Raw genomic sequence first — 4858 nt, forward strand, 5'->3', positions numbered from 1 at the left:
AAAAGCAGAGCACAGCTAACTTTTAGACAGATTGCAGGGATCCGAGAGTCTGCCTTTAGCATCTCCCAGTTATTTACCATAGCTGATGGTGAAGATATTATTAGACAAGGTTTTGCTAGATGGCCAGATGTCATCGCAGGGGAGTTGGAGCTACTCAAGAGGAGATTGGTCGATTAATATGTGGTGATTGGCTGTTTTTTTCTCATTCTAGAAGTTTTAAAAAAAAGAGAACATCGTCGCTTGACTTCTGAAAATTGACTAGGCAGGTGTTCAAGAATCAGAATTATGATCTAAAAAAACTCCTTAACTTATCTTCGGATTTTATTTCTAGCTGCAACCGAAGTGCGCATCAAATTGCCTCCATCAATTGATCATTAAAAAGTTGTGGATAATTTTTAGCGAGTTCAGATTTCCAATTATGCATTGGGAAATCATCATTCTGATTCTACCATCCGGGTCCATCAAAACATACCTTGGGATACCGTTAAACTTAAATAGTTCGCGCAATGCCATATACTCATCTGCAGATACTCTATATGATTCAGACATGTCATTTTCAACAATATAATTCTTATAAAAATCTACATCTGGTGTACCTACCTTATCCGTTACGAAGACAAATACCAAATTCGGATTATCTTTGAGTTTTAACCGTTTTTCCTTCATTGATTCTATACCTTGGCGACACGGTCCACACCATTGTGCCCAAAAGTCGACAACCACGACCTTGCCACGATACTTATCTGTCATCTTGGTAAAAAGAGCACTAGCAGGAGTATTAGGTAATAAATAACCGTCTTTGGATATTTTTACACGCTCCGCCAATTTAAGCGCTTCATTTTTTAGATCTTTATTGGTTAATACTGTTAACAGATCATCTGTCAAATTTGTAATCTTTATGGTGTCTGTAGCATAATCTAATTTAGACTTCAAGGTACGCAATTTAGCAACTTCTGTAACTAAGGTATTGGCTATTGTCGGATTAAACTTTTTATTTGCCGAATCCAACACCAAGTATAGGTTGCCTTTAAACTGACGATTCAAGGCATTATAATATTCTTGCGTACGAAAAAGTGGTGAAAATTCGAAGAGATTGATAAAACTTGAAAATTCATTTGGTACCAACAAAGCAAAATCGTTTAGGTTTAACCGAGTCATAAAATCAAAATAATCGGTCGGAAGAGGTTCTTTAAGAAAAGAATTTTTAGGATCATCTCTAAAAAGACTTTTTTGGACATTTGGAGATCCATTAATTGTGTCGCATAATAAAGTGCAATATCTGTATGGATCAGATTTTTAATTTGGGTAAAATCCGGATTTCCTAAAACGTACGTCTACTTCATGTTGCACCGAATCCCAAGCAGAAATAATTTGCATTTTTGTTTGTGAAATAGGTTGTTCCTTCAATATCTTTTCCCGATTTTGATAGAAAGCTCGAGGATTCTTTCCCCAATCAAAATCTTTTAATTGCTGGTTTTCGACAGCAAGAGGCCCCTCAAAACCTATTAATTCTAAGTTTTGATCTTGAGTAACTTTGAATCGCAAAGCTAACGTTTGCCCAGGTTCAATATAAAATGTAAACCTGTCATTTCTATATTTTATATAGGAAATTTCAGGATGTGTCACAGGGTAGCTCGCTTCAAAACGACCATCAGGAAAGATCTGAACGGTTGTTGGATAATCTTCCCTAGTTAGCTGATTGCTACTATATATTATGCCACTGGTAAATTCTGATTTAGGATTATAACCTTCAATAAATCCAATTAGTCTTACGGTATCATATTGGAAGAAATTATCCTTATAACTTACTTTATTTGTTTTTACTTTAGCCTTTGCTAGTTCTTTTATTATCCAGCTGTTCGGATCGGGTTCAGCAGATTGGTTTAGCGAAATTTGTGCGGTAGCACAATACAAAGAGAATAAAGAAAAAAAAGGCACAATAAATATTTCATAATTTCAGGTTATCGGTGGCTATAAAGTTAAATAATTTTAACGAAAAAAAGAATATAAAATCGATTTTTTTATTTCCCTTTCCAATATGTGAAATACAGTAAATAGTTATTTGCGGTCAGTACCGTCCAAATAAAATGCAGAGATCAAAGAGCATAGTTGCTTGTACACTCACGGATTTAGATAAGTTAGTTTCCTGTGTAGTTTCGCATTGTTTTTGGAAGTAAAATTTGTACACTGCCATCTTTTTTTAATTTAATAAACATTTTTAATTTCGTGTCCATCGGCCTTCCGCTGTTGTACATTATTGCTGCTCTCCACTTAGGTTTATACTTGCCAAAATCTCTGTTCCTGTCCAGAAAAACAGCCCTTTCAGCAATATCGTTAAGCTCAGAGTTTTTTCCTCCAATTGATTTTACATCTGTAACCTTTCCAGTTTTTAAAATGATTATTTCTAACACACAAATAGAATCATTAACAGCATCCGATTGGATTACACTTAATTCTTTTGCAATCTGCTGTTCCCGTGCCTCTATACTGCCCAAATATTTTGCAGGATAACCCCATAATGGCATTATCTGTCCGTAGAAGTCTTTATGTGTAGTAAAGTAATATATAGTGCTATCTCTATAAATGGAGATTTTACTTAAGTAATTTATCTCATCATTTTTAGGTAGATTTTGAGGATGTATGTCCTTGATAGATGGTAAATGAAGCCACGGATAATTTTGATTTAAGATATATTTATCACCCTCAAAATTTAGATCAAAATAATAGTTATTTTCTATATGCAGAAAAGATTGTGAAGTATCTCCATTTTTTCTATCAAATATTGTGGTCTCTTTTGTAAATAATTTAGTGAAGAATGCTATTTCATTTGAATATCCTATATCGATATGAGTTATATTATCATCTTTAATACTGTTCTTTTCAGAGGAAAATATTCTTGTTTCAAGGAATTCATTGTAATCCCGTTTAGCGATTTTGTCTTGTGATAATACATTTAATGACAGTAAAAGAGTGCAGAAAAATAGGAGATATTTCATATACAATAAATGTTATTATAGATTATAGACAATGATTTGGATGTCATTACAGATTAATAGATTCTCCTGAATTTCTTTAAGCTCCATTAATTTTCTGTTTCGAATTGAATAAAACAATATCCCAACTCATTAAGGTGATATTATATGGAAGTATTATATAACTAATATAGTATAAATTTAACAAATCATTGGTATTCAGAAGGTATAAATAAAAATAGATAAAAACTAAAATTTATAGTATGTAAAAGCTGATATATTTAGTTCTATTATTTGTCTTTGGATATTGAATAAGGATGGACACGCTTCAAGATAACCGGTAGCTCAACATTCTTTCGTGTTCATCCTGTTCAATATTGGATCAAAGCAGGGAAGGATTCTGTAAGTTCGCTTTATAGTAAAGTAATTCAACTGTGTTACCCGATAACAAGCGTTTAACATCTGGATAATATTTAGGATTTTATAAAGTCGGATTCAATAGTGATTACAGCTTTTAGTTTCTTGGCAATTCTATGAACTGATCATCAGTCAAATTTCTATAACAACAAGACTGTGATGTAATCAATATCGCTACGTCAGTTATACAAGGTCACTTGCATTAATTTAGGAGACCTTTCTATTTTTATTACCCAGTCATGGTATTCAAGAATTAGCTCCAATGAGGGCCTTCTCACTATATCTTCTCTTTTCCAGATCTCTGGAACCTTTCGAATAACAATCTAATGTGTTTTACCTAAGACAATTGTAGCACGGTATGACAAGACGAACAAATGCATTTAATATTTGTTGGTAAATAACGAATGTTTTTATTAATTTGTAGTGTAATAATGATGTGATTATGGTAAATGTATCGATAGTAAATTTCAAAGATATTCTTCGTTTCAATCAAGAAGCTATTTACGATTTTGAAGAGAGTATTCTGGTAGCAGATGTAGGTATTCGTGATTTGCATATTACTCGCATGTTTCCTATAAGAACATCTTTTTTTATGTTCGTCCTCGTTGAACAAGGCACTATGCGTATTGAGCTCGATTATAGCATTCATCATTTATCCAAACAAGATTTTCTTCTTATCCTACCCGAGCATATCTATCAAAGCATATCAGGTAGCCCAGATACCCGATATCGACTTATTTTTGTAGAACAGGCATATTTTGAGACAATGAACAGGTCAAAAACGATGTGCTAAAAACTAGTTTTTTAAATATCCGTAAAGATCCTGTTATCCATCTTTCAGAGGAGGAATTTAATGTACTCGCTTCTTGTCATGAAAGACTAGAGCAGCGAATGCCGGCCATACATCATTTCAAGAAAGATATTATTAATGCACTCTTGCTGGAATATGTAATCGAGGCCGAAAACATGATGATAAATCATCATGAACATCAGGTAAAACAAAGTAATTTAACCAGGCAGGATATTATTTTTCATAATTTTTTAACATTATTGAAAAAAGATGTCATCCATCAGCACCATGTATCATTTACGCTGATAAGCTATATATCACACCCCAGTATTTAGCTTCGGTATTAAAACAGCTTACAGGTAAAGGAACTAAAGATTGGATTGCTGATGCTTTATTGGTTGAAGCAAAGATTATGCTCCAACACTCACAGCAATCTGTACAGCAGATATCCGATGCTCTTAATTTTTACGACCAATCCACATTCGGTAAATTTTTCAAAGCACGTACCGGGCAAACTCCCAAAGCATATCAGAATCTATAATTTTTAACTCCAAGTGTTCACGTACCTTCGATTATTACCAATAATGTACTGTTAATTCACACCTATTACCGTATTGATTTGAGATTTTTGTGTTTTATATATTCCTTCAGTATTAGAAGAGAAATATAGCATAATGAA

6 protein-coding genes are annotated in these 4858 nt (G+C 33.2%); 3 read left to right on the plus strand and 3 right to left on the minus strand.

Annotated features, from left to right (window positions below; all coding sequences use genetic code 11):
• Window positions 1-363 precede the first annotated feature (363 nt).
• From L950_RS24125 to L950_RS24135, 3 genes are all read right to left on the minus strand, one after another.
• Complete coding sequence (locus tag L950_RS24125; protein WP_021190801.1) at window positions 364-1158, minus strand: TlpA family protein disulfide reductase; 795 nt, start codon at window positions 1156-1158, stop codon at window positions 364-366.
• A 138-nt stretch (window positions 1159-1296) separates the two neighbouring features.
• Window positions 1297-1938, minus strand: a complete 642-nt coding sequence (locus L950_RS24130) for a hypothetical protein (RefSeq protein ID WP_021190802.1) — start codon at window positions 1936-1938, stop codon at window positions 1297-1299.
• A 200-nt stretch (window positions 1939-2138) separates the two neighbouring features.
• Window positions 2139-2996 (minus strand): hypothetical protein, encoded by an 858-nt coding sequence (locus L950_RS24135; protein ID WP_021190803.1) that lies wholly within the window; start codon window positions 2994-2996, stop codon window positions 2139-2141.
• 835 nt (window positions 2997-3831) lie between these two features.
• Between L950_RS24135 and L950_RS24140 the strand changes: the two genes are divergently transcribed.
• Genes L950_RS24140 through L950_RS37615 form a run of 3 tightly spaced genes read left to right on the plus strand, consistent with a single transcriptional unit; the run spans window position 3832 to window position 4720 of the window.
• Window positions 3832-4182, plus strand: coding sequence for an AraC family ligand binding domain-containing protein (locus L950_RS24140; RefSeq protein WP_021190804.1), 351 nt, complete (start codon window positions 3832-3834; stop codon window positions 4180-4182).
• Window positions 4176-4514: a hypothetical protein gene (locus L950_RS24145; protein WP_021190805.1), complete on the plus strand. Its 339-nt coding sequence runs from the start codon at window positions 4176-4178 to the stop codon at window positions 4512-4514. The genes L950_RS24140 and L950_RS24145 overlap by 7 nt, the downstream gene beginning before the upstream one ends.
• Complete coding sequence (locus tag L950_RS37615) at window positions 4496-4720, plus strand: helix-turn-helix domain-containing protein (RefSeq protein ID WP_410528158.1); 225 nt, start codon at window positions 4496-4498, stop codon at window positions 4718-4720. Before L950_RS24145 ends, L950_RS37615 begins: the two co-directional genes overlap by 19 nt.
• The last annotated feature ends 138 nt before the right edge of the window (window positions 4721-4858 follow it).

Origin of the sequence: Sphingobacterium sp. IITKGP-BTPF85, assembly GCF_001006065.1 — a bacterium.
Lineage (GTDB): Bacteria > Bacteroidota > Bacteroidia > Sphingobacteriales > Sphingobacteriaceae > Sphingobacterium > Sphingobacterium anhuiense.

Excerpts from the sequence above, each read along its gene's own strand:
- L950_RS24140 (WP_021190804.1), top strand. The coding sequence starts at position 3,832 with ATGGTAAATGTATCGATAGTAAATTTCAAAGATATTCTTCGTTTCAAT.
- L950_RS24135 (WP_021190803.1), bottom strand. The coding sequence starts at position 2,996 with ATGAAATATCTCCTATTTTTCTGCACTCTTTTACTGTCATTAAATGTA.
- L950_RS24125 (WP_021190801.1), bottom strand. The coding sequence starts at position 1,158 with ATGACTCGGTTAAACCTAAACGATTTTGCTTTGTTGGTACCAAATGAA.